We start from the raw sequence: 26,211 nt of genomic DNA on the forward strand, positions 1-26,211 counted from the left end.
TAACCTGGGCTGAATCAGAGTGCAGTAGATTGGAGGAGGAGAAAAAATATGCCGCTTCCTACCGATGAAAAACTTATTGCGCTTAGCGAGCAGCTTCTGCAACAGTTCGACACGATCTTTGGACTAAACCCTGGCTTTCGTCCAGCCCATGCCAAGGGCGTCATGCTGACTGGCACGTTCACTCCATCTGCGGAGGCCGCCACTCTGACGAAGGCGCCGCACATCGTTCGGGCGTCGACGCCGGTGACCGTGCGGTTCTCGGACTCTACCGGCATTCCCCTCGTTCCGGATAACGATCCTAATGCGAATCCTCGTGGATTCGCGATTCGCTTCAACCTTGCCGAGCACGTTCACACCGATATTGTTAGTCACTCGACCGATGGCTTTCCCACGAGGACAGGACAAGAGTTTCTGGAGCTTCTCACGGCGTTGGCTACGAGCGATCCCAGGAACCTCGCTGGAACTCCGCTGGAGGCGTTTCTTGGCTCGCATCCGAAGGCGTTGGCGTTTGTACAGGCTCCCAAACCCCCGCCTTCGAGCTTCGCTCGCGAGAGCTACTTTGGCGTGACCGCGATGAAGTTCACCAATAAGGATGGAGTCAGTCGCTTCGGTCGTTATCGCATCGTTCCTGAGGCAGGGAATGATCATCTTGACGATGCCACAACGGCAGCGAAGGACCCCGACTACCTGATGGCCGAGATAGTGGAGCGGGTTGGAAAAGGGCCGGTCAAGTTCAAGATCATGGTGCAGATCGCGAACGATGGCGATGTGGTCGATGATGCGACGATTCATTGGCCGGAAGATCGCAAGGTTCTGGAACTTGGCACACTCACTCTGACTGCGCCGGTTGCTGATAGTGCGCGCGAGCAGAAGCAGATTATCTTCGATCCCATTCCGCGGGTTGATGGAATCGAACCTTCAGACGATCCTCTGTTGGAGCTTCGGGCGGCGATTTATCTGATCAGTGGGCGGCGTCGAAGATCTGCTCCTGCGAGCTAGGGAAGGGGAGCGGCCTTCCGTTTCGGAAGAGGCGGATGCTGCGTCTTTTCAGGGCCATTTGATCTCTGCTGGGAACCTGCTACGCTTAATATTGTGCTTATTACTCCGCTCCAACTCGTCGATGAACCGCTTGAATTCAATGAAGTGATCCCTCAGGGACAACTCGACTATGCCCCCGATATCCGGCAGGTTGGACCGCTGCCAGTGAATGGGGTAGCGGATCTGTTGATCGAGCATCGCAGCTCGAGTTCGCATGTCAACGACATTCGGCTGCGTGCGAACTATAGTGCGGACTTCGAGATTCTGTGTGCCCGGTGCGTTGATCCGGTGAAGGTGCCACTTTCGGGCGATTTTGACCTCATTTTCCGTCCCGAAGCGGCCGATGCGGATGCCGGGGAGCGTTCTATTACTGCGGACGAGACCGAAATCGGGTATTATCAAGAGAGCGGTCTTTTGCTGGAGGATGTGGTGCGCGAGCAGGTGTTACTCTCCCTGCCGAGTCGCACTCTCTGTACGGCAGACTGCAAAGGGCTTTGCCCGCGCTGTGGTCAGAATCTGAATCAAGCGAAATGCTCCTGCGATGAGGCTCCGGCTGATCCGCGTTGGAATGCGCTTGCGGGTCTGGCGGACAAGCTCGAGTTGAAGCACTAATCAAGTTTTTGCCTCGTCGACTGCGTGTTTTTTTGCGTGATTGCCGCGGCCGATTGAAAGGGATACTGCAATGCCTAATCCAAAACGGCGCCACTCCAAGCAACGGACTGCCAAACGCCGCAGCCACGACTTTTTGACCCCCACCGGCCTCTCCGAGTGCCCCAACTGCCACGAGCGCAAGCTTCCCCATCGTGCCTGCCGCAAGTGTGGCACGTACAAGGGTCGCGACGTGCTTGTGACTAAAGAAGCCAGCTAACATCTCTTCCTCAAACCCTGCTCTTCCCTGCTGATGCCGACTGACATCGTTGTAGACGCAATGGGTTCCGACAAGGCCCCCGAACCTGAGGTTCGCGGGGCCGTCCTTGCTGCGCGCCAATATGACGTTCGCGTGCATCTGGTTGGGCCGGAGGACAGGCTTCGTCCGATTCTGCGGCAGGCGTTGCGTGGGCAGCGACTGCCGGTCTTCATTGTGCCGGCCAGCGAGTGGATCACGATGGATGACAAGGCTGCGCAGGCAGTCCGGTCCAAGCGCGATTCCACCATGCGGGTGGGGCTGAAGATGGTCCGCGAAGGGCGTGCCGCAGGGTTCTTTACTGGCGGCAATACAGGCGCGGCGATGGCTACGGCCAAGATGGTCCTGGGGATGCTTTCGGGAGTTGACCGTCCTGCTCTGGCTACGATTCTGCCGACGATCAAAGGCGTGCCGTCGTTGCTGCTCGATGTAGGTGCGAATGTGGACTGCGACCCGGATAACCTTGTTCAGTTTGCGGTGATGGGTTACATGTACGCGAAGAACGTGCTGAAGATTCATAACCCTAAGGTCGGCCTGCTTTCGATCGGCGAAGAGGATTTGAAAGGAAACTCTCTTACCCGCGATACGCTGCCGCTGCTGCGGGCTTTGACGAGCATCAACTTCACCGGCAACGTGGAAGGACGCGATCTGTTCAACGGCCATACCGATGTCGCGGTCTGCGATGGCTTTGTCGGAAACGTCGCGCTGAAGTCGATTGAAGGAACGGCACAGTTGTTGAGTGCATCGCTGCGGGAGTCTTTGAAGTCGACTGTGACCTCGCAGGTTGGCGCCCTGCTCTCGCGGAAGGCGTTCGCGGAGTTCAAAAAGCGGCTGGACTATTCCGAATATGGCGGGGCTGTTCTTCTCGGCGTACGCGGCGTTTGCATCATCGGGCATGGGTCGTCGAACGAGAAGGCGATTATGAACGGCATTCGTGTGGCTGCGGAGTTTGCGCAGGCCGAGGTGAACTCCGGGATTGAGTCTTCGCTCCGGTCATCTTAGACTTCCTTTCCGGTCTCTCAGCACCCCCCACCCCCTCCCCCATACCCCTGCTTAAACGATTCATTATGAGCGACTTGAGAAAATTGCTCCTTGCAAATTCGTCATAACAAAGTATTTATAGTCAAATTCGTCATAACAAAGTGGTTACGGCTAAATCTCTCATTGCAAAGAAGAATGGCCTCCGAGGTTGAGTACTCCCCTCGAGGCCATTTGTTTGCTCTGGATTAAGTATAGCGGTTTGGTGATAACTCATACGCCACGCGATTGTTCAGGATTGGCGCGGGTTTTCGTGTGCAGGGGGCTTGACAGGAATTATGGAAAGACGAGACGGCGATAATCTGGCCTTTTCTGACTGGTATTTCAGACAGAGGCCGATTCCAGGACCGCCCCGCGCAGCGCCACTTGTCTGAGAGGACGACTTTTTGTCCAAATTGTGAAATCAATTCTTGCCCGGCAATATGTCGATGCGGACGGGTAGTGAGCGTGCTGTGGCATAGCGCTCTCCAAAGGTATATTTTGCACCTGGGAATTGAGATTCAGTCTGGTCGGTCCTTTCTTCAAGCGTTGGGGGCGACCACACCGCAAGAAGGTAATAAACGCCAGGCTCGGTAATTGGCTTCGCATCACTCGAAATGAAATATCCCATCTTGGAATATCTGAGACTTGCAAAGTTACTGTGCTGTTTTCCAAGCTCGACCGAGAATGGTCCCCAACCATGACCCATACAACCCATATCGTAATCGATGAGCGTCCCCAGGACACGATGCAATGCATCCTGTATTTCCACCCGAGGCTGAGGACCCCCACACTCTCCAACCCCCAGTTTTTTACTCGCGGAGAAGTTTTCCCAACGAAGGTGCAGCGGGATCGTTTCGCCAAGAGTGAACGTTGTTTTGTCGACGGAAAGGCCTGCACCGATGCCTTCGACCTGTGGTCCCCAATTTTGTGGCAGGGTATCCGGATCGAGGATATCGAAGTGGACGTCTGCAGTGACGAACACTGGCTCATGCGTGCTTGAGTTCTCAGCACGCCACACGATGTGGCGTACGCTGTTCAGATTGGCTTGTGGGACGACATGAATAGGTGCTTCCAAAGACGCCGGCAGCGTAACGGTCGTGGTTGTGCGCTTTCCAGCCGTTTCGCAGAGTCGCATGTAGCCCTTAAACTGTGCAGGCAACTCATCGGAGTAACCCGAAATAAACAAATTGGGCTCGTCTGTCGCATTGAGGACGAGAGTTCCGTAACCGTCGGGGAGAATGGCTTCGAAGCGGGTAGCGCCGGAGCCATTCTCATATACTGCGTATAGTTCGGGGCAACGTCCGGTAGGACCGACGACATTCTGCGAAGATCTCAGTTCAAGATTCAGCTGTATGAACTCGTCCGCGTAGATCGGCACTGGCGGAGGAGTGACTTTCAGAGTAGTCTCCGCGCTGGTTGTCGGTCGAGTCGCGGCTATTACGTCGGATTTATAGCCGGAGATTTGCATGATGGAGCAGACATGAGGCTTCCAGTGCATGTTCTGAAAGAGAAGATTTGCCCGACCGTCCCATTCGACTCCGATGGTTGCCCAGTCGACCTTCTGGCACTTATCGCCAACTGAAGACCACCGATAGGCCACCTGGGTATAGCCGTCGCCGGGAATAACGAAGTCATTATTGCGCCGGATGGCCTCAGCGTCAGGGCGGCCATCCCGTGCACAAAGCCAGCAGGTTTCGATGGTGGCGCCATGCCCATCGACAGCGAAGCTGGGAGCGAGTTCGCCTCGGAGCCTGCAAGGCTGTGAAGTCACATTGTGCAGATGAATGACGATTGTTTGTTCGCCTGCGGGAGCGTCGGCGAAGGAGAATGTGGCGTCGATATCAGCAGGCTTGCACAATGGCCCCGTGTTGGTCGGTGTCGATGTTTGTCCATGAAGGGCCGAGACGGCGAAAACCAGAAACACCACCATGTTGACTGCGTAAAGTTTCATCCCGACCCTCAGTGACAGAAGACGAGCCTGTTGTGGTTCTCGTTTCGTGTAAGGCCTAGCTACTTCCGCAGCAAGACTGATTGCGCGATCGCTCTCGTTGGCCATCGCCCGCGTTGGTGGACAGCAGTCGCTATTAGACTTCCGGAGAACGGCGTTTGTGTACCCATAAGTCGGCTTCTGTTTACCGATGTCTGATTCTACTTGTCCGAAGTAGCGGCCAGGAGGAACGACAGGGGGCACGACAGAAGCAGATCCCCCTCGTGGATGACGACCAAAAGACAGGCAACGGCAAGAGAAGACAGGAGAACCATTCGGGGATGATGACCCTACAAGATCTTTTGTTCCACTCAGCGGAAGAGGCTGATGATGAGGATTGTGAGGACGGCTACGCTGACTGCGGTGTACAGGCGGTCGCGCTCTATGCCGAAGCCGATGACTCCGAAGGCCACGCGGGCAATGGGAGTGGCGATCAGCAGGAGGATGCCTAGCTGGATGATCGCAGTTGGGTCTCCGGCAGCGAGTAGAGGGAGAAGGTGAGAGGGGTGGCGAAGGTTGGCGGACTCTGCGGAGAAGGTGCGGTAGTTTGCGGTTTGGTTTGCGTGTGTGATGAGGAAGAGAACTCCGCCTATCAGAACGGTGATGGAGGCGAGGAGGACGCCGGTCTGGAGGAGGCGACCCATGAGCATTTCAAGGCGATGGTCGTCGAATGTCGGCGTGGGTGATGCGTTGGGGATTGCGGGTTTTTGTTGTTCTGTCATGATCTGCCCAGCCAGCCGTTGACGATCATCTCGACGCCGAGGGCGAGGATGACGAAGGTGAAGATGGTTCGCAGGAGGGAGACGCGCGCTTTGACGAGAAGGTGCGCTCCGAGGAGAGAACCTGCGAGGACGCCGATCATGACCGGAAAGGCCAGGCCGGGGTTGATGTAGCCGCGTTGGAGATAGATGCCGGCGCTGGCGGCCGCAGTGACGCCGATCATGAAGTTGCTGGTGGTGGTCGAGACCTTGAAGGGGATGCGCATGATGCGGTCCATGGCGAGGACCTTGACGGCGCCCGAGCCGATGCCGAGAAGGCCGGAGAGAGTTCCGGCACCGAACATGGTGGCGAAGCCGGCGGGGATGCGGTCGACGGTGTAGTCGCGCTGGCCGCCATTGCCGTCGGGGTAGGAGCCGGACATGCGGAGACGGTCGGACCAGGGATTTTTGGGGTGCGGGGCGGTCTCGGGGTGGTGGGTTTGTTGCCAGGAGAGCCACGCCGAGTAGAGCAGAACGAGGCCGAAGACGATCGCCAGGGCGTGAGTGGGCATGCGGGTGGCGAGGAAGGCTCCGAAGATGGCTCCGAGGGTGGTGGCGACCTCGAGGAACATGCCGATGCGGACGTTGGAGAAGCCTTCGCGGACGTAGGCGGCGGCTGATCCGGAGGAGGTGGCGATGACGGAGATGAGGGAGGCGCCGATGGCGTAGCGGATGTCGACGTGGAAGGCGAGGGTGAGGAGGGGAACTAGGACGACGCCGCCGCCGAGGCCGGTCATGGCTCCTAGAAGGCCGGCTGCGAGCGACCCTGCGAAGACCAGCGAGGTGAAGAGGGCGAGCGGCATTCGAGTGTGACGATTATGGCATGAGGTCTTTAGGGGATATCAGGATAGATGTTCGGGGGAGCGATGAAAGAGGCGGATTCCGGCGACTCCGGCGGCTCCAGCTTCGAGGCAGGAGGGGGCGTTTTCGAGGGTGACGCCGCCCAGCGCGTAGACGGGGATAGGGGCGGCTGCAAGACAGGCTGCGCGAAGTTCGTCGAGGCCCTGGCCAGGGATCGTCTGCTGGTTGGGGAGAGGCTTTTCGAAGACGGGGGCGAAGAGGATGGCGTCGACTTGGTGGAGATGCGCGCGCTGAATGTCGGCGAGGGTGTGGCAGGAGGTTGTGATGATGGGTACGGGTTGGTTGGCGGAGGTGTGGAGATCGCGGACCTGGGTCGGGGTGAGTTCGTCGGGCGATGAGGAGACGTGGACGCCGTGGGCGTTGGTGGCGAGGGCGATGTCGGGGCGGGAGTTGATGAGCAGGCGCGTTGGGCTGGAGGTCAAGTGGATGGTTTGGAGGAGTTTACGCGCTATGACGGTCAGGGATGCGGCGGGGAGATCTTTTTCGCGAAGCTGGATGAAGTCGATGTGGTCGGCGATCCAGTGGGAGGCTTCGGCGAGGAGAGCGATTTGCTTGTCGTGTTCGCTGCCGGGGTAGAGAGCGCGGCTGGTGATGGCGTAGCGAATCATGGTCAAATCAGTGTATGGTGCCAAGGCCCCCTAAGTGCAGTCTGTGATGTTGGTGTGGTAGTTTCAAGGCAGTAAGGCGAACGCGCCACGGTTTAGCAACTGGCCCCTCACGATCGCCACGCAGGGGCCGATAACGGGACAAGAACCAGCCTAGCGTTGGAGTGTATGTCCATGAGTATGTGCCACTATGAGTAGTGTTTACGATCTGATTGTCATCGGGTCCGGACCGGCCGGGCAACGAGCTGCAATTTACGCATCCAAGCTGGGAAAAAAAGTCGCGCTGGTGGAGATGCGCGAGGTGGTCGGGGGCGCCTGCATTAGCACCGGCACCATTCCTTCGAAGACCATGCGCGAGGCGGTTCTTCACCTCTCCGGGTACAACTACAAATCCATCTACGGGATGAACTATCGGGTGAAGGAACGGATCACGATGGCGGACTTGGCGTTTCGGGTGCAGCACGTGATCAAGACCGAGATCGACGTGACCGAGGCGCAGCTTTCGCGCAATAACATCGAGATGTTGGTGGGTGTGGCGAGCTTTGAAGACGAGACGCACGTGAAGGTGACGAACTCGCGCGGCTCGACGGTGTATGAAGCGAAGAACATTCTGATTGGAACCGGGACCAAGCCGGCGTCGTCGCCGAAGGTGCCGATCAACGGGCGCAGCATCATCAACTCGGACCTGGTGCTGGAGTTGGTTAACCTGCCGAAGACGATGATTATCGTCGGTGGCGGCGTCATCGGGGTGGAGTACACCTGTATGTTCTCAGCCCTCGGAGTGCGGGTGACGCTCATTGAGCGGAGACCGCGGCTTCTGGAGTTTGCCGACCAGGAGATTATCGAGGCGCTGAGCTACCATCTGCGGGACTCGCGGGTGACGATGAGGCTGAACGAAGAGGTGGAGTCGGTCGAAGAGATGCCGGACGGGACGGTCGTGGCGAATCTCGAGAGCAAGAAAAAGGTTCAGGGTGATGCGCTGCTGTATGCGGTTGGCCGACAGGGCAATGTGGATGAGCTGAACCTGGCTGCCGTGGGCATCGAATCTGATTCGCGTGGGCGTATTCCGGTTGATAAGGATTTCAGAACGAAGGTGCCGCACATCTTCGCCGTGGGTGACGTGATTGGATTCCCGTCGCTGGCTTCGGTGTCGATGGAGCAGGGTCGGGTGGCGTCGGCTCGGGCGTTTGGCGACGAGCAGGTGCTGTCGAACCCGGGGCTGTATCCGTACGGGATTTATACGATTCCGGAGATCAGCTTTATCGGCAAGACCGAAGAGCAGCTGACCGAAGAAGACGTGCCGTACGAGGTGGGCGTGGCCTATTATCGCGAGATTGCGCGTGGCCAGATTCGCGGCGATACGACGGGCCGGCTGAAGATTATCTTTCACCGGATGAACCACTTGATTCTCGGAGTGCACATCATTGGCGAGGGTGCGAGCGAGTTACTGCACATCGGTCAGGCGGTGATGGCGTTGGGCGGAAAGCTGGATTATTTCGTGGATACCGTCTTCAACTATCCAACTCTCGCAGAATGTTATAAAGTTGCGGCTTTCAACGGGTTGAACCGCGTCAGCAAATTTGAGTAGAAATGCGGCACCCCAGGACGAGGCGGACAGGGTAATGGCAAAGACAATTGGGGTAATACTTTCGGAACGAATTTCTGCCGGGCTGGTGGTGGATCACAAGCTTGTAGGGCCGGTGCGACGCTTTCCTGAAGATCACGACGACGAAGATGCACTGGTGGAGCAGCATACCGAAGCGCTGGTGCAGACAATTGCAAATCAGGTGCTCCTCGCAGCCGATGGGGCGAAGGATTTCACGGCGGTTGGAGTGGCTTTGCCCGGGCTGGTAAAGGACGGCGTGGTCGCAGAGGCGCCGAATCTGCCGCAGTTGAAGGGTGCAAAGATTCAGGAGCTGCTTGTCGGACAGTTGCGCAGTCACGGGCTCGACGTGAGCGTTACGGCGGTGAACGATGCCGATGGCATGGCGGCGGGTCTGGCTTCGCTGCATGGCAAGCTGGACAGCATGATCCGGGTGTGGACTCTCGGCGTTGGAATCGGCTATGGGCGTTATCCGTTTGCTCCCGGCGCGTGGGAGGGCGGACATTCTGTGGTGACCCTCGACGAAAAGGAACGCTTCTGCGGATGCGGTGGCCGTGGGCACATGGAAGGGATCATGGGGCATCGCGCGATGCGGCTGCGGTTCCTCGACATGGAACCGGAAGAGGTCTTCGAAGCGGCCAAGCAGGGCGATGCGCGCTGCCTGGACTTCAAGCGGCTTTGGCATAAAGCTTTGGCTGCGGCGTCGTCTACGACGATTCACATGGCAGGGCCCGGGAAGATCTTCATCTCCGGATTCAACACACGGTTTCTGGATATGTCGATGCTGAAGGACTACTTGGCCCAGATGGTGAAGATGAGCCCGTTGCAGGGCTACTCGCTGGAGATTGTCGAAGATACTCCGGAAGTACGGGTTATCGGGGCCGCCGTCTCGGCCGAGCAGGCTGCTGCCGCCCGGTAGACGGCAGTCTCCCAGCTATTTCTGGCAGGTGGTGCAGTAGTGGGTGCTGCGGCCGCCGACTACGACGCGTTTGATCGGTGTGCCGCAGATGCGGCAAGGCTGGCCTGTGCGCGAGTAGACGTGGTGGTGCAATTGGAAGAAGCCTGCGACTCCGTCTGCGTCTACGTAGTCGGAGACCGACGAGCCGCCCAGCTTGATCGCTTCAGCGAGCACCTTGATCAACGCTGCGTGGAGGCGAGTCAGTTCGGCCCGGGTGAGGCGTCCTGCGTGGCGTGTGGGGCGAATGCCAGCGTGGAAGAGACTTTCGTCGGCATAGATGTTCCCTACGCCGTGGAGCAGAGACTGATTCAATAGCGCGGCTTTGATGGGGGTTTTGCGGCCATGGAAGAGCGCGATGAAATCTTCAAGCGCTATGGTGAGAGGTTCGGCGCCGGGGCCGGCATATTTCTGCTCTGGCGTAACTGCTTCCATCACAGACAGGCGGCCGAAGCGGCGAGCATCGACGAAGCGAAGTTCCTTTCCACTGCTTAGAGTCAGGATGGCGTGAGTGTGCGATGGGATCGGAGTGTCGGGCGTTGAAACCAGCAGACGGCCGGTCATGCCAAGGTGGACGAGGAATTGTGCGGCCTTCTTCCCTTGTTCTTTCGATCGCGTCAGATCGACAACGATCGTTTTTCCGACGCGGTGGACGCGGTCTATGCGGCTGCCGGTGAGAGTTTCGACGATGTCGTCGGGGGAGGACTTGAAGGTCTGAGGTTTGTTGCTGGTCCAGACGGAGCGGATGGTTTGACCGTGAATGCGGGCGTGGACGCCATTGGCAACGGTTTCGACTTCGGGAAGTTCAGGCATGGCTGTTTAAGTATAGGAGCGTGCGCGGCTTCGTCGGTGTTTAGTGGTGCGACAGTTGCAGGATGGGCAGGATGCTGGAGTAGTCGTCGGTCCAGGCACGGAGGCTTGCGTCTGTGGGGACGGTGCCGGCAACGGCTGCGACCTCGGGCTGATCAAAGAACGCGGTATTCGAGCTGAGCAGAATCCACGTTGCGCGGTAGGCCCCGAGTGAATCGTCGGGCTGGCTTTCGATCAGCCTGGACTGCATGTTTGCCGCGTCGGCCAGGGCCGCGAGCTCCGGTGGAAGGTTGAGATATTGGTTGGAGACGTGAAAGGCGATGATGCCGCCCGGCGCGAGGTGTTTTTTGTAGAGCTCGATTGCCTGGATCGTGAGCAGGTGGATGGGAATGGCGTCGCCGGAAAATGCGTCGATAGCGAGGACGTCGAAGTTCTGCGGGGATTCGCGCGTCAATGAGGTGCGGGCGTCGCCCTCGGCGAATGAGATCTGTGCGGGAGAGTCGCGCAGATAGGTGAAGAGATTTTGCGCGATGGGACGGACGAGCGGGTTGATCTCGTAGAAGCGAATGCGGTCGTTCGCTGTGCCGTAAGTTGCGATGGTGCCGGTGCCGAGGCCGATGACGCCGATGTTGCGTGGGCGCGCGTCGCAGCAGTGGTGGAGCGCAACTCCGATACCGGAGTCGTCGGCATAGTAGGTGGTGGGAGTGCGCGTGAGGCCGGGGGCGAAGAGTTGCGTGCCGTGCTGGATGGTGCCGTTGAGCAGCATGCGCTCGGTGCCGCCGTGGGGGCCGGTGCGTTCCTTCACGCGGATGCTTCCGTAGAAGTTGCGAACTTCGAGGATGGCCTCGCGGGCGTAGGCGGTGTGCAGCATGATGGTGAAGAAGAGGAGCAGTGCGGTGGCGGTAGACCAGAGAAGACGCTGCGGCCATCCGTCGTTCCAGGTGACGGCGATGGCGAGGGCGGCAGTGACGAAGAAGGAGATGGCGAGGTCGTAGTTGGCGGAGAAGATGAGCGCACTGGCTATGCCGATGAAGAAGGTTCCCGCCGCTCCTCCGGCTGCGATTAGCAGGTAGAAGAGCGTTGTTTCCGCGGGGCGCTGAGGGCGGAGAGCGTAGGTCTCGGCGTGGCAGAAGAGTCCGGCGAGAAAACACTCCGCAAGGAAGAAGAGAATGGCGATGCCGATTGGTAGGCTAACGTCGGTCTTCGAGATGGCGTAGCCGAGGCTTGCCAGCATGACGACGAGCAAACGCACGACGATGCCGCGGTGATAGAGGGTTGGAAACTCGAACGCAAAGATGAAGGTGAGCAGATAGGCGGCAAGCGGAAGCATCCAGAGCAGAGGGATCGCTGCGATGTTGACGGTGAGATGGCTGGTGACGGCGCTCAGCTGCATGGCGGCGGCCATGGGGAGGAGAAACCAGAGCCACTTGGCTCGGCTCGGCGCTTTGGGTGCGGGTTCTGGCTCGTCGGCTGGTGACGAGGCGGGATGGAGTTGGCGTGCGAGGATGGCGCAGAACACTGCGTAGATAAGGAAGCCAACTGACCAGAGAGTGCGCTGGAGCTTGAGTGTGAGGTGCGGTTCGACCAGGAATGGGTACGAGATGAGTGCGAGAAGAGAGCCGAAGTTCGAGAGTGCGAAGAGACGATAAGGGATGGTGCCGCCCTTTGTGCGCTGGAACCAGACTTGCAGCAGAGGGCTGGTGGCGCTGAGCAAGAGGAACGGCAGTCCGATGGTGAAGGCGAGTGTTGCGAAGATCGTGGTGACGGGGTGATCGAAGCCCTGACCGATCTCAGGGGGAAAGATCTTTTGCGCGATCAGCAAGACGACAGCTGCGGCGAGAGTGACCAGATAGACATGGCGGCGCCAGGTAGTCGCCTGGCAACGGGTGATCCAGTGGGCATAGAGATAGCCGAGGAGCAGGGTGGTCTGAAAGAAAACCAGGCATGTGAGCCAGACCGCGGAGGAGCCGCCAAGAATGGGCAGCAGTTGTTTTGCGGCCATCGGCTCTACGAAGAAGAGCAGGAGGGCGCCGAGGAAGATGGTGATGCCGTAGAGCAGGCGTGGGGCTGGCATTTGGTTGTCTGAGTCTCCCATGATGCGCGGTTTCGGAGTGGTGTGTTCGTTCTTGATCTTGATCGATCGCGATTCAGTCCACCGGAGCGCAGGAGGAGGATATCGGGAGATTTGTAGCTCGCGCCATCGAAAAGGATAGGCGGGAGATTTTTGCGAGGACTAAAAAGCCGAGTAGCTGAAACTACTGTCCGGGCCGCGACGTCTTGCTGCTAGAGTGGTGACGCGTCAAATGGCAGGTTGAGCTTGTAGAAGCTATCTAGCTCATTGATGTTGCGGTAAAGACCTCGAGGTGAGTATGGGTACGCAGAGTCGGGCCACGCTGTTTCTACTGTGCTTTTTTGGATTTTCTGCCTCGTCATTCGCGCAACACTCGGTGCAGGCACCCCCGCAGGACCAAGTACCCGGGAACGTAACGCCGCTTTCAGAAGCACAGGATTCTCGCCTTGTGCTGGACGTTGTGGTGGCGGACCGTACGGGAAAACCCCGAACCGGCCTGACTCAAAATGATTTTGTTGTGCGTGACAATGGGCAGCCGCGAAAGATCCTGTCGTTCCGCGCGGTTGACGGGGTCGCTGAGCCGCCAGTCAAGATCATCCTCATGGTCGATGAGGTGAATACCACCTTCACCCGCGTCGCGTATGAGCGTGACCAATTGAGAAAATTTCTGCTGCAGAATGGCGGACAGCTGACGCACCCAGTGTCGCTGGGCTTCTTCACCGACACGGGAACCGAACTGCAGCCCGACGCCTCGACCGATGGAAAGGCGTTGCTGGCTTCGTTCGATGAACATGAAACCAAGCTGAGAACGATCAGGCGTTCGACGGGCTTTTATGGTGCCGAAGAGCGCTTCAGTCTTTCGCAGAAGAATCTGGGAATGCTCGCTGCCGCCGAGGCGAGACTGCCGGGGAGAAAGCTTGTGATCTGGATTAGTCCGGGCTGGCCGATTCTGAGCGGACCAAACATTACACTCACTACGAAACAGGAACAGGGCCTGTTTTCGTCGGTTGTCTGGCTCGCCAATGCGCTCCGTCAGGCTCGGATTACGCTGTACAGTGTCGACCCGCTTGGGGTGGACGATGCAGCGACGAATCGTCTCACTTATTATGAGGAGTTTTTGAAGCCGCTAGCGACGCCGAAGAATGCGCAGGCGGGGAATCTATCGTTGCAGGTACTCGCCCGGCAGAGCGGGGGGCAAGCACTGAACTCCAGCAACGACATTACGGAGCTGGTAAACCGCTGCGTCGCGGATGCCGACGCGTTTTACACCGTGACGATCGACCCAGTGCCCTCTGACCGGCCAAATGAGCTGCACACTGTTGACGTGAAGGTGGAGACGCCGGGATTGACGGCGCGAACACGGAGCGTGTTTTACGGGCAGCCTTGACCCCCTGTTCGCAGGCGATTTGATTGACAGGCCATGCGTTGGCGGGCGCAGAACACTGAACCCGCGCGACGCTATATGATAGATGTATGTGTGCATTCGCCTGGTGCGGTGCGCGTCTTCCGGCCAACAACCATCCTTGGAGAACACATCCGTCGTGAATCAACGCAAATCAGCGGTTATTTTGGGTGCCCAGTGGGGCGATGAGGGCAAAGGCAAGATCGTGGATGTACTGTCGGAGAAATTCTCCGTCGTCGCCCGCTACGCAGGCGGCCACAATGCCGGCCACACGGTCATCATCAAGGGCAAGAAGTTTGTGCTGCAGCTGATTCCATGCGGTGTTCTGCGCCCGGAGTGCAAGGGTGTCATCGGCAATGGCGTTGTGCTGGACCCGATGGCTTTTTTGAATGAGGTGAAGAAGCTGAAAGACTCCGGCCTGCCGGTGGATGGGCAGCTCTTCGTGTCGAATCGCGCGCAGGTGATTCTGCCGTATCACCGGATGATCGAGCTGGCTGCGGAGAATGCGCCGGGGCGGACGAAGATCGGAACGACCAGCCGCGGCATCGGGCCGGCCTACGAAGACAAGATGCATCGCAGCGGGCTGCGTGTTGTGGATCTGCTGAACTCGGCGCTGTTGCGGACGCACATCGAGAATGCATGCCACGAGAAGAACACGATCGCTCACGCTCTGTTCGGCACCGAGCCACTGGACCCCAAAACGATGTACGAGGAATATTCTCGTGCGGCGGAGCAGATCGCGCCATTTGTGACCGATACGGCGGTGATGCTGAACCACGCGATCGACAACGGCGAAAAGGTGATGTTCGAAGGCGCGCAGGGTGCGTTGCTCGACATCGACCACGGAACGTATCCCTTTGTGACCTCTTCGTCCTCTACGGCGGGTGGTGCGGTGACCGGTACTGGAGTTGGTCCGACCAGGATCGGCACCGTGATCGGAGTCACCAAGGCTTATGTGACGCGAGTGGGCGAAGGGCCGTTCCCGACCGAGATTCACGATTCGACCAGCGATCTGTTGCGCGCCCGTGGGCAGGAGTATGGTGCAGTCACGGGGCGTCCGCGACGTTGCGGCTGGCTCGATCTTCCGTTGCTGCGCTACAGCAACATGATCAACGGAACCGAGTGGCTGGTGGTCACAAAGATGGATGTGATGGACGAGTGCGCCGAGATTCCCGTCTGTACCGGGTACAAGGTTAACGGCAAGCTGACCGACCTGATCCCTGCGGATATGCCGGGTTACAACGCGATCGAGCCGATTTACACCAAGTTGAAGGGCTGGAACAGTTCGACAGAGGGGATTACGGAGTTCGACAAGCTGCCGAAGTTGGCTCAGGATTATCTGAAATTTATTGAGCAGGAATCCGGCGCGAAGATTGGAATGGTTTCCACAGGCCCAGACCGCGACCAGACGATGACGTTGCCTGCGTTTGAAGATGCGTTGAAGGCGTAGAGAAAAGGCGGATTATGCTTAGTTTTACGGTGAGAATGACCTTCGACCAGACCGACCGCGACGAGATTACCGAGATCCTGTGCCACCTGACCGCTGCTTCCCGAAAGGAGTCGGGATGCGCGAGCTATATTCCACATCTCGTCGAAGGGGAGGCCTGTACTGTTCTAATCTACGAACAGTACGTCGACGACGCGGCGTTGGAGCATCATAGAGGGACACCGCATTTTCATCAGTACGCGGTTGGAGGCCTGTACCAGAAGATGAAAGAGCGTCAGGTCGAAAATCTGACGGCTGTTTGTTAGAACTTTCTTTGAGGCTCTTTGCGCAGTTTGATCGTCCTATGTGTGGAGTTGCTCGTACGACTTAAGTAGTTTTGACTCAACGCGGTAAATCGGTCTACCATCCGGTACGCTTATGGGCTTATGTGGTCGTCCAATTCGTAGGTCGCTGGTGGGCTCTGCCGTGTTGCTTGCGGCCATAGTAATGGGATGGCCTGCGTCGATCGCATTTGCTCTTCACATGCAGCCTCTGCACGAGAAAAAGCACGACGCCAAGAAGCAGGTCGAAGCGCTTGAAGAGCAGTGGCGGCAGGCCCAGCTCTCTGGCGACGTCGCCACGATGGATAAGCTCCTCTCCGACGATTACATCGGTATTTCGGTGACCGGACAGGTCAACACCAAGATGCAACAACTGGACCGCATGCGGTCTCACAAGTTCGTACTGACCAAGCTTCAACTGGGCGAGATGCAGGTGAAGCTGGTCGGTTCCATCGCGATTGTGACCTCGCGTGCCGAGGTAGAAGGAACCAATGAAGGCGCGCCGGTTCAGGGAACCTTCCGCTACACGCGCGTCTATCAAAGGCTGCCTTCAGGAGCATGGAAGATCACAAGCTTCGAAGCAACGCGGGTGCCGGGATCGAGGGAGTCGGGTAATCGCGACGCATCCGGGCCCAAGGCAGCCAGTGGCACGCCTATAACCGGGCCATCGTTGTAATCAACTCATACGTATCATCAATTTTTTCTTGGGCAGGTTAACGAAAAAGACCCTGCTCAAGGCAGGGTCCATGATGTAGTGCGACTTTGGGGCAGCTGATGGCTGTCCTCAGGCGATTTTGGGTGCGCCGACTGTGGGCAGCTTTGCTTCCCGTGGGGAAGACCCGGGCTCGAGAGAGCTCGCCGCCGGGCGAGGCAGATTGAGTGCCAGAAGTCTACGGTACAGGGAGCGAGTCGCGCCGGTCAGGCGTGCATCCTCCGATTCGTGAGGAAATAGGGAGATATATTGGCGAGTCGATGCTGCGGGTTTGCGAGGTGGAACCGGAATAAGGTGAGGACGACGATCTGGTACGGGCGCACCGCCACTTTCCGGCGAGGGGACGGCGCGAGATCGTAAGGATGCTGGAAAGGTCTGCGAGAAGCTTGACATGGGGCCCTCGAGAGACTAAAGACGATGCCTTTGTCTATTGTAAGGTTGGATGAAAGGCGAGAATTATTAGTTGTATCAATTCTTGAAGACAGCGCGAAGCCTCTCCCACGTCACGTCGAGCGCTTCAGGAAGGACGCGAGTCTCCGCGGTCACCGTCATAAAGTTGGTATCTCCGCTCCATCGCGGAAGCGCATGAACGTGCATGTGGTCGGCGATGCCGGCACCTGCTGCCTCCCCCAGATTGAGACCCATGTTGATTCCTCCCGGAAGATAGACCTCCCGAAGAGCCAGCTCAGAACGCTGGGCGAGAGTCATCAACTCATGGGCAACGTCAACTGGAAGCGCCGCCAGCGTATCGAGATGTTGGTAGGGCAGAAGCAACAGGTGTCCGGTGGAGTAGGGAAAGGCGTTGAGGCAGATAAAGCAGTACTGCCCCCGGTAAACGATGTGGGCAGCCTTTTCGGCGGTCTCCCGCTCGAGCCCGTGATCGACGGCGTAGTCAACCGCGGCGATCATATTGCAAAAGACGCAGTGTTTGTCCTCCGCCTCGGTGGGTGGCCAGGCGCTGAGGGCGGCCGGAACCCCGCTTCTGGCCTGGGGATCTGAGCGGGTGATGTAGCTGTAGCGCCAAGGCGTCCAGAGGCGATCCATTCGGCGAGTATAGCGCGGCTTCAAAACGGTTTTAGACACGCCCAAAGCGATCCCACGGAGGACGCGCCTCTTGGAACCTACGTTCTCTGCCACAATTTGCATACTTAGGGGGTTGGCCTGCATCTAAATATGTACGATCCATGAAAATTTTGTCCGCCTACGAGCATGACATGGTGATGAAAATGCAGGCGCCGAGCCTAGCTTTTGTTGACGTACCGTATGCAAAGTTCTATGCTTTAGGAGTGAGCTATTGCGTGTGGGACCCAAGTGCAATAGCTACTTCGCAAGACCTGATTCCTTCCATCCTGCCGAAGCTGTCGCGGGGATAGAGAAAGCAGCCAGCCTCCCCTCCCGGATTCGCTGATTGCTCCCGCCCAAGCGCCGCTCTAGAGGAAGAAATCTCTTGGATCCCGGAGTCCGCATTCACCATGGTAGAAAACCATAATCCTGACCACAACGAGAGCAAACCCCTGACCACCGAAACGGAAGTCCTAGCGCCCGAAGCGACAGCGGCTCACACAGACCTGTCTTCTGAATCCACCTCAACCCAACAGCATGAGACCGCCCACGACGCGTCAAGTGTAGCTGCACAGCATGTTGTACCCGCTGCCGCCGCTCACGAAATTGCAGACCACGGAACCGTAGCAACGGTGACCGCTGCAGCCGACGAGTCTGACGATGATTTGAACTACGACGCAGCTGACTTTGCTGCCGCCCTTGCGAGTTTTGATCGCGAGCAAGCTGCCGAGTCTGCCGCTGCCCAGAACCTGACCGCAGAAGAGGTCATCGTTACCGGCACCGTCGTCAAGATCACCGACAAGCATGTTGTTGTCGACATCGGGCTCAAGTCTGAAGGTCTCATCCCTCTGGAGCAGGTTCTAGACATCAATGGTGTCTCGAAGTTCCAGACCGGTGACACTGTTGAAGTTGTGGTAGAGCGCGAAGAAGCCGAAGGCGGTTACCTGGTCAGCTATGACAAGGCTCTCCGTCACAAGGTCTGGGACAAGCTCGAGGCAGCGGCGAACGACAAGACCCCTGTTAAAGGCATGGTTCTCAGCCGCGTCAAGGGCGGTCTCACCGTCGATATCGGCATCAAGGCGTTCCTGCCTGGCTCTCAGGTCGAAGTCCGTCCCGTCCGCAATCTCGACGGCTACATAGGCACCGAGATCGAAGTTCGCGTCATCAAGCTGAACAAGAAGCGCGGCAACGTTGTTATCAGCCGCAAAGAGCTTCTTGAAGAAGACCAGAACGCCAAGAAGTCTGTCACTCTCGCCACTCTGGAAGAAGGCAGTGTCCTTACTGGCACCGTGAAGAACCTCACCGACTACGGCGCATTCGTCGATATGGGCGGCCTCGATGGCCTGCTCCACATCACCGATATGAGCTGGGGTCGCCTCACCCACCCCCGCGACCTCGTCAATGTTGGCGACGAGATCCAAGTGAAGGTGTTGAAGTTCGACAAGGATAAACAGCGCGTTTCGCTTGGCTTCAAGCAGCTGACGCCTGACCCGTGGCTCGATGCAACCGAGCGTTACCCGATCGGTGCGCAGGTTCGCGGCCGCGTTCTGTCGGTCACCGACTACGGCGCGTTCGTTGAGCTCGAGCAGGGAATCGAAGGTCTCGTTCACGTCTCCGAGATGACCTGGTCCAAGCGGATGAAGCATCCGTCGAAGATGGTCAAGCCCGGCGACGAGGTCGACACCATCATCCTCAGCGTCAACCCGAACGATCGCCGCATTTCGCTCGGCATGAAGCAGCTGCAGGACAATCCCTGGGAGCAGCTCGAAGATAAATACCCGACGGGTGCCATCATCGAGGGACGCGTTCGCAACCTCACCGACTTTGGTGCCTTCATCGAAATCGAGGATGGCATTGACGGACTCGTTCACGTCTCGAACCTGAGCTGGACCAAGCGCATCAAGCATCCTTCGGAAGTCCTGAAGAAGGGCGAGAAGGTTCGTGCGATCGTTCTGGGCGTCGAGCCTGAGAACCGCCGCCTGTCGCTTGGCGTCAAGCAGCTTCAGCCTGATGTTTGGGATACGTTCTTCGCCCAGCACCGTGTTGGCGATGTCATCAAGGGCAAGATCCTGCGTACGGCTCAGTTCGGTGCCTTCGTTGAGATTGCGGAAGGAGTCGAGGGCCTCTGCCACGTCTCCGAGGCGATCGATGCCGAGGGTAAGCCAGTCTCGATGGATGTGGACTCGGAGCACGAGTTCAAGATCGTCAAGATGAACCAGGAAGAGAAGAAGGTCGGTCTCAGCATCCGTGCAGTCGGCGAAGAAGCCAGCCGCGCAGAAGTCGAGAGCTATAAGGAGCGCGAGAAGTCGCCTAAGGGCAATAACTCGGGTTCGTCTTCGTCTTCATCCTCGGGCAACAGCAGCAGCACCACGCTGGGCGACCTGATCAACTGGAAGCGCTCTGAGTCTGAGCGCGACTAAGCTCGAAGAAAGCAAAGTAAAAGGCCATCCCGGTTCGGGATGGCCTTTTTACTTTATGTATCTTCCAATCTAAAGATACTCGGGCAAGACGCTCAGCTAGTTCTTCTATGCGGAGAGGGAATGCATAGAAGCAGGCGCGTCAATTGATCCCTCAGCCATCTTCGCAGAGGCGCGACGCATGACCTCGAGCTCAGCCGGGGCAAAGAGTTCGGGTGGGATTCCACCAACTGCTACATGCCCAGGATCGTCACCCAAAGCCATTGAAATCTGATTCCAACGAAGGAACGGCGAGGTTGTGGGAAGCGTAATAATGCGACGCTTTGGCTCAGGAAAGGCAAAGTAAGCTGACCAGATAATAAGTGTCAGTCCAACCGCAAGCCCGTTAATTACGCTAAACAACGAGTACATGCTTGGATTATGGGCGATCCATGCTGAGTTGACCAGATTGATGGTCGCCAGTAAACCGAGTCCCAGACTCACGCCAAAGATACGGCTACGGTAAGAGAGACCCATCGGGCGAATGGCGAAGCATACAAAAAGGAGGAGGCAAAGGGTAAGAATGCTGGATGTCTGCTGGAGCTGCGTAATCATGGCGACCATGAAATTGATACCAGAGACATGGGGCGTTACCGCTACGCCGATAGCGACCGCTACGGAAATGGCTGCAACCCATCGGAAAACCAGCATGCCCAAGGTCTGTAAACCCTTTAGAGGAGCCATCGCCAGTTTAAAGATGCTGTAGATCACCAGAAGCGAAAGGATAGCCTCCATCGCATAACTCGCCCAGTAAACATAGAAATACACGTGATAAGCGAGGTGCTTCTCCATACTCCGGCCGCTTAGATAAAGGAGCGGCAGGCAGATGATCGAGCACGTAAACCTTACGCAGAGCAGCGCAACGAGATATTTGAACTGGCCAATTACTTTGCTGCGGATCAGAAAATAGATCAACAGGCCGGAAAGAATGGGGTCCAAGTATCCGATCGTCTCAAGGAGGTTCTGTGAGAAGCTATTCATGGTTGTCGTACCCGTAGGAAGCAAAAACAAGCCTAGCCTATTCCAAGAGCGGATACAACAACTTATTAGCTAATTAACATGCAAAAGTTTGCGTAATGGCCTAGCGACCGTGGCCCATGCCGCAAGCATTAGGATCGTCTGGAGCACAGGTGGGAACTGGCAGCAGGCTGGTTCGGGCGGCGACGACCTTGTTCTTGGCGGAGGCGTTAGAGGTCTGGGTGGTGGCGGCTGCGCCTGTAACTACTAGGACTAGGACGAAGATGCGTACGATGTGTTTCATAGGAGTGGCCTCTTTCGGGGTAAGTATCTGTAAATTAACCGGTTAGATCGCTGCGGACGTTTCCGTTACCGGCCGTGTCCCATACCGCATGCGTTGGGATCGTTGGGCGCGCAGGTAGGAACTGGTAGCAGGCTGGTGCGGGCGGCGACGATCTTATTCTTGGCGGAGGCGTTGGAGGTCTGGGTGGTGGCGGCTGCGCCAGTTACGACTAGGGCGAGGACGAAGATGCGTACAATGTGCTTCATAGGAATGGCCTCTTTGGGGTTTAAGTAGTTGTAAAATAGTCTGTTATACCGCTCGATGCGTTTCCGTTACCGGTTGTGGCCCATACCGCATGCGTTGGGATCGTTTGGCGCGCAGGTAGGAACTGGTAGTAGGCTGGTGCGAGCGGCGACAATTTTATTCTTGGCGGAGGCGTTGGAAGCTTGAGTTGAAGCGACTGCACCGGTGAGGACGAGGACTACGACAAACGCGCGAACCATATGTTTCATAACGAGATACCCCCAAAGTTGTATTTATGTAAAAAGATTTCTCTGGACAAACCAGATGATGTAACAATAGGATACAAACTGGACTAAGTCTAATGTAATCAGTGATATACAGAAGTATCAAACAGTTTATATTACTAAAGTAATAGTTCTACTCGCGCAAATGGGTAATGGCGCGGGTCAAGATCCGAAAACCTGACATACATTCAGACGAAGCCAGCCTTCGGGAAGACGCGCTTACTTAGGTGCAGCTTGGCCAAAATGCGATATGAGCTGGAAGCTGCAACCTGAGGGTATTGCAATGATTAGGGGAATTTGGGTAGGCGCCGGCAAAAGGCCCGCGCATAGAACTCTCCCCAAAATAGACAGCTAGAACAAGGGGCATGGCAGGCAGAAAGATCGCCGCCCTAATTCCTGGCATGCCTAGTCGTGTAGAAATGTTTTGCGCACCCACCTCGTCTTAAAAATGAAGCGAAATGGGTGCTTTATCAGGCCTGAGCAGGGGTGGGAACTGCAGGTTCGGTGGGTTTGGTTCCCGCAGCCGGAGGGGCTGAAGTAGCAGCCTTCTTGGGAGCTGCCTCTACTTTTTTCGATGGCGCCAAAATCGCGTGAAGTGTTGTGCCTTCCATACGGGGCATGAACTCAACCAACCCAGCGTCACCGATGTCGAGGATGAGACGGTTGATAATCTTGTAACCGAGGTCGCGATGGGCCATCTGGCGGCCTTTGAATCGCAGCGACGCCTTGACCTTGTCGCCCTCTCCCAGGAAGCGTACTGCCTGGTTCTTCTTGGTCTGGTAGTCGTGCTCATCGACCGTCACAGAGAATTTGACCTCTTTGATGACGATGACCTTTTGCTTCTTCCGGGCAGCGCGCTCGCTCTTGTCCTTCTCGTAAAGGTACTTGCCGTAGTCCTGGATCTTGCAGACGGGGGGGACGGCGTTGGGGGAGATCTCTACCAGGTCGAGGGAGCGTTCCCTGGCCATCTTGAGAGCGTCAAAGGGAGCCATGACGCCGAGCTGTTCGCCATTTTCGTCGATGACGCGAATCTCGCGGGCGCGGATGCGTTCGTTTGTGCGGATAAAAGACTTGGCGGAACGTTTATCAATCGGTGGAATAAGTCGCCTCCACAGCGGATCTTCTCACCCGCTATGCGTTGTTTAGGGTTTAGATGCAAATCTCAAGAAAGGTTGCACTGCAACGTGAAGTATACCACCTCACACATGAAGTCCCCGAAGCCGGCGACGCGGATTTGGCCCCTCCGAGCGGGTCTTCGTTGCCCGATTGACGGCCAACTTTGGAATCGACCCTCCAATCATGTATGTTTGCTCCGAAGCATCAGAAAGGAACCGAATGAGACGCCGTATTCTTTTGGTCGATGATGAAGTGCCCGTCCTGCTGACCCTGAAGGCCGTTTTGGAGATCAGCGGCTTTGATGTGGATACCGCAGCCTCAGCACGCGAGGGCGTCTCGAAGCTGCACACCCGCGAGTATCAGATGCTGATCACCGATATGCGCATGGAGCACGACGTCGCCGGTGTCGAGGTCATCAAAGCGGCGCGTGCTGCAAACTATCATCCGGCGGTCGCGCTCTTGACAGCCTTCCCTGTGGCCGAAGAGGACTGGCAGGAGATGGGCGCTGACAAACTCCTCGTCAAGCCCATGCACACTCGCATCCTCCTCCAGCAGATCGAAGACCTGATCGCCTCACACGAGAGAAAACTGGCTGACCTCGGCTTGCCGACTACCGCCGCGAAACCGCCAGCTAAACCGGCCGCGAAGAAGAAAGCGGTCGTCAAGAAAACTGTCGCCAAGAAGGCAGTCAAACGGACGCTGCCCAAGAAGCTGGCGCCCGCGAAGGCAGCCCTGAAGAAGAAGCCTGTCGCAAAGAAAGCTATCGTAAAAAAAGTGACGAAGACCGCCCTCAAGTCCAAGCCGGCACGCCGCCGCACATGATCCTGGATCAGTAGATCCGCGCGCTCTCCGACTAATGTGAGGAATTGTCTTTGATGTAGCTGCGCAGCTCTTGATTCAGCTTCATCGCCTTTTCCACGCCGCCATCGAGCATGCGCAGCCACTCCGACGCAGGCTCCTTCAGATCTGCCGTGCCGAGTAGATAACTCGTCTGCACGATGACCTCGAGCGCATTGCTCAGGTCGTGAGCGATTTTACGCATCTCGACCGAGATGTCTTCAGGAATTCTGTCTACGTTCGCGCCTGGTGAGGAGATCTTCAGTTCGTCCATGATAAGAGTGTCAGCCCTTCTTTCAGGTCTAGACGCGCTTCTTGGGGAGAAGATTCGCAATCTCGTTTTGCTGCTCAAACATTAGATGCACAAAACCCTCCTCGCATAGGTATCCGCGTTCCGCTAAATGGAATTCGCCGCGACCGTGCGCACATTGACATCGGCGTCTGCGTTTGTAAAACTAAAAGCTCGCGGTTAGCGTGTTCCGGCCATCCCAGGCGGAGCGAATGACACCGTGCCGTAGTGGCGGAATTGGCAGACGCGCATGGTTCAGGTCCATGTACTCGCAAGGGTGTGGGGGTTCGAGTCCCCCCTTCGGCACCAAAGTTTCAATCTCGATCGCATGCAGGCAGTTTGTAGCTGCCAACTGCGATCGGGTGCGGGTAAAACCCAGCAAGCCTAAGAGGCGCAAGATACAAAGGGACTATGCCCACTCAGCTTGATCAGATCCTTGCGCACACGCTTCTCGAGGTAAGGGCTCGCAAGGCGGTCGCGGACTTCGGATTGCTCGAGAGCATGGCTGCTGCCCACACCCCACGCGGCTTCCGTGCCGGCCTTCAGGCCGCGGCAAAGAGTGGGCCCGCCATCATCGCCGAGATCAAAAAAGCTTCTCCCTCAAAGGGCCTCATTCGCAGCGACTTCCATCCCGTCACGCTCGCGAAGACCTTCGAGGCTTCAGGCGCCGCCGCTCTCTCCATCCTCACCGACGAGGAGTTCTTCCAAGGCTCGCTCGCTTATTTGCAACAGGCCTCAGGAGTCGTAAAAATCCCCTGCCTCCGCAAGGACTTCATCCTCGATCCTTTTCAGATCCTTGAAGCCCGCGCCTACGGTGCCGATGCGATTCTGCTCATCGTCTCCGCGCACACCGATACCGCGCTCAGCGATCTGCGTGACGAGGCGAACTCTCGAGGACTTGACGTCCTCTGCGAGACGCACAACCGCGAAGAGATGGATCGCGCCATTGATCTCGGCTTTGATCTGATCGGCGTCAACAGCCGCGATCTGCGCACCTTTTCCGTACGCACCGAAGTCTTCCTCGAACTCGCTGCATCGACGCCGAAAGAAGTCGTCACCGTGGCCGAGAGCGGCATACGCACTGCCGAGGACATCGCCACGCTGCGAGCCGCTGGATACGATGCCTTCCTCATCGGCGAGACGCTGATGCGGCAACCCGACCCGGCGGCTGCACTCGCAACCCTTCTGGATCGCGAGTACTCCTCCGACATCTAATCCATAAGCGCGTCAGCGGGCGACACCATCATGTGGATCAAAATCTGCGCCAACACGAATCTTGACGACGCGAAGTTGGCCGCCGACCTCGGCGCCGATGCGCTCGGATTCGTCTTTGCGGCCAGCCCACGCCGTGTCACCTCCGCAGAGGTCGCAAAGATCACGCCGCATCTTCCAGCGAACGTCGAACGCGTAGGCGTCTTCCAGTCGCTCGATGCGTACGAGATCGCTCGCGCCTCCCACGAAGCTGGTCTCACCGCAGTTCAACTTCATAGCGGCGTCGACTTCGCGCTCCTGCAGCGACTGCATAAACTCTTCGCCGGACAGGTCTCGTTGATCCAGACCATTCACTGGCAGGTCGATGCCGACGGAGCGGACACCGCCATCGTAGCCGCGCAGCTGCGAAGGATCGCGGCAGACGGTTTCGTAAGCCGTGTCCTGATCGATTCAAAGGTGGGGACGAAGCTGGGAGGCACCGGTATCTCCTTCGACTGGGACGCAGCGCGAACCACTCTGGCTGAGGTCGCACCTGAACTTAAACTGATCGTTGCAGGCGGCCTCCGCCCAGAAAACGTGGCAGAAGCTATACAGAGACTCAATCCCTGGGGAGTAGATGTCGCAAGTGGTGTGGAGTCTGAGCCCGGCCGGAAGAGCCCTGAAAAACTCGCTGCGTTTATCAGGAAGGCCAGGGAGTCGAAGGTTGACTCGATCTGAGCTCGAGCGCTGATACTAGAGCTTAGGCGTGGTGTGCAAACGAATGCTGAACGTGAGCCTTCGGAGCGCGGTCGTGAATCATCGATGGACGCTGGTGTGCACTCGTTGTCCTTGGCCGTGCGGAAGCTAATGCAGGAGTAAGAGCAAGAAGCAATGCGATAAAGATTTTGGGTTTCATGAGGCAACCTTTCTACGCATATATAGGACGCGTAGAGACCGCTTCCGGATTCATATTTCCACTGCGGGTCAACACCAAAAGCAG

27 protein-coding genes and 1 tRNA gene are annotated in these 26,211 nt (G+C 57.4%); 15 read left to right on the forward strand and 13 right to left on the reverse strand.

Annotation, left to right across the window (positions count from 1 at the left end; genetic code table 11):
- Positions 1 to 48: 48 nt before the first annotated feature.
- From RBB77_RS04260 to plsX, 4 genes are all read left to right on the forward strand, one after another.
- Positions 49 to 999, forward strand: coding sequence for a catalase family peroxidase (locus RBB77_RS04260; RefSeq protein WP_353064938.1), 951 nt, complete (start codon positions 49 to 51; stop codon positions 997 to 999).
- Between the two features lie 93 nt (positions 1,000 to 1,092).
- Positions 1,093 to 1,650, forward strand: a complete 558-nt coding sequence (locus RBB77_RS04265; RefSeq protein WP_353064939.1) for a YceD family protein — start codon at positions 1,093 to 1,095, stop codon at positions 1,648 to 1,650.
- Positions 1,651 to 1,720: 70 nt separating this feature from the next.
- The gene (gene rpmF / locus RBB77_RS04270) at positions 1,721 to 1,906 is read left to right on the forward strand and encodes a 50S ribosomal protein L32 (protein WP_125485089.1); all 186 of its coding nucleotides are present in this window, start codon (positions 1,721 to 1,723) and stop codon (positions 1,904 to 1,906) included.
- A 33-nt stretch (positions 1,907 to 1,939) separates the two neighbouring features.
- A complete protein-coding gene (plsX, locus tag RBB77_RS04275) occupies positions 1,940 to 2,944 on the forward strand; it encodes a phosphate acyltransferase PlsX (protein WP_353064940.1) in 1,005 nt (334 codons plus the stop codon).
- A gap of 439 nt (positions 2,945 to 3,383) precedes the next feature.
- Here plsX and RBB77_RS04280 read toward each other — a convergent pair whose 3' ends face one another.
- From RBB77_RS04280 to RBB77_RS04295, 4 genes are all read right to left on the reverse strand, one after another.
- Entirely contained in the window at positions 3,384 to 4,913 is a 1,530-nt protein-coding gene (locus tag RBB77_RS04280) for a hypothetical protein (protein WP_353064941.1), read from the reverse strand.
- Positions 4,914 to 5,260: 347 nt separating this feature from the next.
- The gene (locus RBB77_RS04285) at positions 5,261 to 5,671 is read right to left on the reverse strand and encodes a DUF1634 domain-containing protein (RefSeq protein WP_353064942.1); all 411 of its coding nucleotides are present in this window, start codon (positions 5,669 to 5,671) and stop codon (positions 5,261 to 5,263) included.
- On the reverse strand, positions 5,668 to 6,510 hold the full coding sequence (locus tag RBB77_RS04290) for a sulfite exporter TauE/SafE family protein (RefSeq protein ID WP_353064943.1): 843 nt from the start codon (positions 6,508 to 6,510) through the stop codon (positions 5,668 to 5,670). Before RBB77_RS04290 ends, RBB77_RS04285 begins: the two co-directional genes overlap by 4 nt.
- A 39-nt stretch (positions 6,511 to 6,549) precedes the next feature.
- On the reverse strand, positions 6,550 to 7,176 hold the full coding sequence (locus tag RBB77_RS04295; protein ID WP_353064944.1) for a thiamine phosphate synthase: 627 nt from the start codon (positions 7,174 to 7,176) through the stop codon (positions 6,550 to 6,552).
- Positions 7,177 to 7,363: 187 nt separating this feature from the next.
- Between RBB77_RS04295 and sthA the strand changes: the two genes are divergently transcribed.
- Complete coding sequence (gene sthA / locus RBB77_RS04300; RefSeq protein WP_353064945.1) at positions 7,364 to 8,761, forward strand: Si-specific NAD(P)(+) transhydrogenase; 1,398 nt, start codon at positions 7,364 to 7,366, stop codon at positions 8,759 to 8,761.
- Positions 8,762 to 8,795: 34 nt separating this feature from the next.
- Complete coding sequence (locus tag RBB77_RS04305; RefSeq protein WP_353064946.1) at positions 8,796 to 9,695, forward strand: ROK family protein; 900 nt, start codon at positions 8,796 to 8,798, stop codon at positions 9,693 to 9,695.
- Between the two features lie 15 nt (positions 9,696 to 9,710).
- Here RBB77_RS04305 and RBB77_RS04310 read toward each other — a convergent pair whose 3' ends face one another.
- Both RBB77_RS04310 and RBB77_RS04315 read right to left on the reverse strand, forming a co-directional pair.
- Complete coding sequence (locus RBB77_RS04310; RefSeq protein ID WP_353064947.1) at positions 9,711 to 10,544, reverse strand: DNA-formamidopyrimidine glycosylase; 834 nt, start codon at positions 10,542 to 10,544, stop codon at positions 9,711 to 9,713.
- A gap of 40 nt (positions 10,545 to 10,584) precedes the next feature.
- A complete protein-coding gene (locus RBB77_RS04315) occupies positions 10,585 to 12,615 on the reverse strand; it encodes a fused MFS/spermidine synthase (RefSeq protein WP_353064948.1) in 2,031 nt (676 codons plus the stop codon).
- 445 nt (positions 12,616 to 13,060) lie between these two features.
- On the opposite strand from RBB77_RS04315, the gene RBB77_RS04320 reads away from it, so the two are divergent.
- The 4 genes from RBB77_RS04320 to RBB77_RS04335 all read left to right on the forward strand — a co-directional run bounded on the left by RBB77_RS04320 (position 13,061) and on the right by RBB77_RS04335 (position 16,457).
- A complete protein-coding gene (locus RBB77_RS04320) occupies positions 13,061 to 13,999 on the forward strand; it encodes a VWA domain-containing protein (RefSeq protein WP_353064949.1) in 939 nt (312 codons plus the stop codon).
- 154 nt (positions 14,000 to 14,153) lie between these two features.
- Positions 14,154 to 15,464 (forward strand): adenylosuccinate synthase, encoded by a 1,311-nt coding sequence (locus tag RBB77_RS04325; RefSeq protein WP_353064950.1) that lies wholly within the window; start codon positions 14,154 to 14,156, stop codon positions 15,462 to 15,464.
- Positions 15,465 to 15,478: 14 nt separating this feature from the next.
- The gene (locus RBB77_RS04330) at positions 15,479 to 15,766 is read left to right on the forward strand and encodes a putative quinol monooxygenase (RefSeq protein WP_353064951.1); all 288 of its coding nucleotides are present in this window, start codon (positions 15,479 to 15,481) and stop codon (positions 15,764 to 15,766) included.
- 148 nt (positions 15,767 to 15,914) lie between these two features.
- Positions 15,915 to 16,457: a nuclear transport factor 2 family protein gene (locus RBB77_RS04335; RefSeq protein WP_353064952.1), complete on the forward strand. Its 543-nt coding sequence runs from the start codon at positions 15,915 to 15,917 to the stop codon at positions 16,455 to 16,457.
- Positions 16,458 to 16,961: 504 nt separating this feature from the next.
- Here the strand turns inward: RBB77_RS04335 and RBB77_RS04340 are convergent.
- The gene (locus tag RBB77_RS04340) at positions 16,962 to 17,576 is read right to left on the reverse strand and encodes an HIT family protein (RefSeq protein ID WP_353064953.1); all 615 of its coding nucleotides are present in this window, start codon (positions 17,574 to 17,576) and stop codon (positions 16,962 to 16,964) included.
- A 389-nt stretch (positions 17,577 to 17,965) separates the two neighbouring features.
- Here RBB77_RS04340 and RBB77_RS04345 point away from each other — a divergent pair, with 389 nt between their 5' ends.
- A complete protein-coding gene (locus tag RBB77_RS04345) occupies positions 17,966 to 19,975 on the forward strand; it encodes a 30S ribosomal protein S1 (protein ID WP_353064954.1) in 2,010 nt (669 codons plus the stop codon).
- Positions 19,976 to 20,080: 105 nt separating this feature from the next.
- Here RBB77_RS04345 and RBB77_RS04350 read toward each other — a convergent pair whose 3' ends face one another.
- The 5 genes from RBB77_RS04350 to infC form a co-directional block, all read right to left on the reverse strand.
- Positions 20,081 to 20,950, reverse strand: coding sequence for a hypothetical protein (locus RBB77_RS04350; protein WP_353064955.1), 870 nt, complete (start codon positions 20,948 to 20,950; stop codon positions 20,081 to 20,083).
- Positions 20,951 to 21,092: 142 nt separating this feature from the next.
- Positions 21,093 to 21,272: a hypothetical protein gene (locus tag RBB77_RS04355; RefSeq protein WP_353064956.1), complete on the reverse strand. Its 180-nt coding sequence runs from the start codon at positions 21,270 to 21,272 to the stop codon at positions 21,093 to 21,095.
- Between the two features lie 65 nt (positions 21,273 to 21,337).
- Positions 21,338 to 21,517 carry a hypothetical protein gene (locus tag RBB77_RS04360; RefSeq protein WP_353064957.1) on the reverse strand — a complete coding sequence of 60 codons (180 nt, stop codon included), beginning with the start codon at positions 21,515 to 21,517 and terminating at the stop codon, positions 21,338 to 21,340.
- Positions 21,518 to 21,583: 66 nt separating this feature from the next.
- Complete coding sequence (locus RBB77_RS04365) at positions 21,584 to 21,763, reverse strand: hypothetical protein (RefSeq protein ID WP_353064958.1); 180 nt, start codon at positions 21,761 to 21,763, stop codon at positions 21,584 to 21,586.
- A 485-nt stretch (positions 21,764 to 22,248) separates the two neighbouring features.
- Positions 22,249 to 22,893 carry a translation initiation factor IF-3 gene (gene infC, locus RBB77_RS04370; protein WP_434557111.1) on the reverse strand — a complete coding sequence of 215 codons (645 nt, stop codon included), beginning with the start codon at positions 22,891 to 22,893 and terminating at the stop codon, positions 22,249 to 22,251.
- A 220-nt stretch (positions 22,894 to 23,113) separates the two neighbouring features.
- Here infC and RBB77_RS04375 point away from each other — a divergent pair, with 220 nt between their 5' ends.
- Positions 23,114 to 23,716, forward strand: a complete 603-nt coding sequence (locus RBB77_RS04375; RefSeq protein WP_353064959.1) for a response regulator — start codon at positions 23,114 to 23,116, stop codon at positions 23,714 to 23,716.
- 31 nt (positions 23,717 to 23,747) lie between these two features.
- Here the strand turns inward: RBB77_RS04375 and RBB77_RS04380 are convergent, their stop codons facing one another.
- The gene (locus RBB77_RS04380) at positions 23,748 to 24,005 is read right to left on the reverse strand and encodes a hypothetical protein (protein ID WP_353064960.1); all 258 of its coding nucleotides are present in this window, start codon (positions 24,003 to 24,005) and stop codon (positions 23,748 to 23,750) included.
- Positions 24,006 to 24,242: 237 nt separating this feature from the next.
- On the opposite strand from RBB77_RS04380, the gene RBB77_RS04385 reads away from it, so the two are divergent.
- The 3 genes from RBB77_RS04385 (at position 24,243) to RBB77_RS04395 (ending at position 25,949) form a co-directional block, all read left to right on the forward strand.
- Positions 24,243 to 24,329, forward strand: a tRNA-Leu gene (locus tag RBB77_RS04385).
- A gap of 102 nt (positions 24,330 to 24,431) precedes the next feature.
- Positions 24,432 to 25,235: an indole-3-glycerol phosphate synthase TrpC gene (gene trpC / locus RBB77_RS04390; protein WP_353064961.1), complete on the forward strand. Its 804-nt coding sequence runs from the start codon at positions 24,432 to 24,434 to the stop codon at positions 25,233 to 25,235.
- A gap of 30 nt (positions 25,236 to 25,265) precedes the next feature.
- Complete coding sequence (locus tag RBB77_RS04395; protein WP_353064962.1) at positions 25,266 to 25,949, forward strand: phosphoribosylanthranilate isomerase; 684 nt, start codon at positions 25,266 to 25,268, stop codon at positions 25,947 to 25,949.
- Positions 25,950 to 26,211: the final 262 nt, after the last annotated feature.

Origin of the sequence: Tunturibacter psychrotolerans, assembly GCF_040359615.1 — a bacterium.
Taxonomy (GTDB): Bacteria; Acidobacteriota; Terriglobia; order Terriglobales; family Acidobacteriaceae; genus Edaphobacter; species Edaphobacter psychrotolerans.

Coding starts and splice junctions, on each gene's coding strand:
- RBB77_RS04260 (WP_353064938.1), top strand. CDS start 49: ATGCCGCTTCCTACCGATGAAAAACTTATTGCGCTTAGCGAGCAGCTT.
- rpmF (WP_125485089.1), top strand. CDS start 1,721: ATGCCTAATCCAAAACGGCGCCACTCCAAGCAACGGACTGCCAAACGC.
- plsX (WP_353064940.1), top strand. CDS start 1,940: ATGCCGACTGACATCGTTGTAGACGCAATGGGTTCCGACAAGGCCCCC.
- RBB77_RS04280 (WP_353064941.1), bottom strand. CDS start 4,913: ATGAAACTTTACGCAGTCAACATGGTGGTGTTTCTGGTTTTCGCCGTC.
- RBB77_RS04285 (WP_353064942.1), bottom strand. CDS start 5,671: ATGACAGAACAACAAAAACCCGCAATCCCCAACGCATCACCCACGCCG.
- RBB77_RS04290 (WP_353064943.1), bottom strand. CDS start 6,510: ATGCCGCTCGCCCTCTTCACCTCGCTGGTCTTCGCAGGGTCGCTCGCA.
- RBB77_RS04295 (WP_353064944.1), bottom strand. CDS start 7,176: ATGATTCGCTACGCCATCACCAGCCGCGCTCTCTACCCCGGCAGCGAA.
- sthA (WP_353064945.1), top strand. CDS start 7,364: ATGAGTAGTGTTTACGATCTGATTGTCATCGGGTCCGGACCGGCCGGG.
- RBB77_RS04305 (WP_353064946.1), top strand. CDS start 8,796: ATGGCAAAGACAATTGGGGTAATACTTTCGGAACGAATTTCTGCCGGG.
- RBB77_RS04310 (WP_353064947.1), bottom strand. CDS start 10,544: ATGCCTGAACTTCCCGAAGTCGAAACCGTTGCCAATGGCGTCCACGCC.
- RBB77_RS04315 (WP_353064948.1), bottom strand. CDS start 12,615: ATGCCAGCCCCACGCCTGCTCTACGGCATCACCATCTTCCTCGGCGCC.
- RBB77_RS04330 (WP_353064951.1), top strand. CDS start 15,479: ATGCTTAGTTTTACGGTGAGAATGACCTTCGACCAGACCGACCGCGAC.
- RBB77_RS04345 (WP_353064954.1), top strand. CDS start 17,966: ATGGTAGAAAACCATAATCCTGACCACAACGAGAGCAAACCCCTGACC.
- RBB77_RS04355 (WP_353064956.1), bottom strand. CDS start 21,272: ATGAAACACATCGTACGCATCTTCGTCCTAGTCCTAGTAGTTACAGGC.
- RBB77_RS04360 (WP_353064957.1), bottom strand. CDS start 21,517: ATGAAGCACATTGTACGCATCTTCGTCCTCGCCCTAGTCGTAACTGGC.
- RBB77_RS04365 (WP_353064958.1), bottom strand. CDS start 21,763: ATGAAACATATGGTTCGCGCGTTTGTCGTAGTCCTCGTCCTCACCGGT.
- RBB77_RS04375 (WP_353064959.1), top strand. CDS start 23,114: ATGAGACGCCGTATTCTTTTGGTCGATGATGAAGTGCCCGTCCTGCTG.
- RBB77_RS04380 (WP_353064960.1), bottom strand. CDS start 24,005: ATGGACGAACTGAAGATCTCCTCACCAGGCGCGAACGTAGACAGAATT.
- trpC (WP_353064961.1), top strand. CDS start 24,432: ATGCCCACTCAGCTTGATCAGATCCTTGCGCACACGCTTCTCGAGGTA.
- RBB77_RS04395 (WP_353064962.1), top strand. CDS start 25,266: ATGTGGATCAAAATCTGCGCCAACACGAATCTTGACGACGCGAAGTTG.